This window comes from Pseudomonas cedrina subsp. cedrina (assembly GCF_001983175.1).
GTDB lineage: Bacteria > Pseudomonadota > Gammaproteobacteria > Pseudomonadales > Pseudomonadaceae > Aquipseudomonas > Aquipseudomonas cedrina.
The window spans coordinates 1-515 of sequence record NZ_MNPW01000067.1; the positions used below are offsets into that span (position 1 = coordinate 1).

A 515-nucleotide genomic window follows, 5' to 3' on the forward strand; every position below is an offset into this window, starting at 1 on the left:
CTCGTTTAAGAGAACTCACAAATTTTACCTTAGCCTGAGCCGTTACCAGTGAAAGTAACGTTCAGTCTATCTTTCTATCACATACCCAAATTTTTAAAGAACGATCTAATCAAAGACTAGAAATCAACATTCACCATCACCAGGATGGAATGCTCATTTCTAAGCTTTCATAACGTCAGAAGCAGTAGTGGTGGAGCCAAACGGGATCGAACCGTTGACCTCCTGCGTGCAAGGCAGGCGCTCTCCCAGCTGAGCTATGGCCCCGTATTTCTACAGGCGTTTCCCACACAAAATTGGTGGGTCTGGGCAGATTCGAACTGCCGACCTCACCCTTATCAGGGGTGCGCTCTAACCAACTGAGCTACAGACCCAATTTCGGGCTGCTTCTTATCGTCTTCTTCAATGAATCAAGCAATTCGTGTGGGAACTTATGGAGCAGCTGATGTCGTCGATTAAGGAGGTGATCCAGCCGCAGGTTCCCCTACGGCTACCTTGTTACGACTTCACCCCAGTCA

2 tRNA genes and 1 rRNA gene are annotated in these 515 nt (G+C 48.0%); all 3 read right to left on the reverse strand.

Annotated features, from left to right (window positions below):
* Positions 1 to 188 precede the first annotated feature (188 nt).
* Positions 189 to 264, reverse strand: a tRNA-Ala gene (locus tag BLL36_RS30055).
* Positions 265 to 294: 30 nt separating this feature from the next.
* A tRNA-Ile gene (locus tag BLL36_RS30060) sits at positions 295 to 371 on the reverse strand.
* 82 nt (positions 372 to 453) lie between these two features.
* A 16S ribosomal RNA gene (locus BLL36_RS30065) occupies positions 454 to 515 on the reverse strand; the annotation flags it as partial.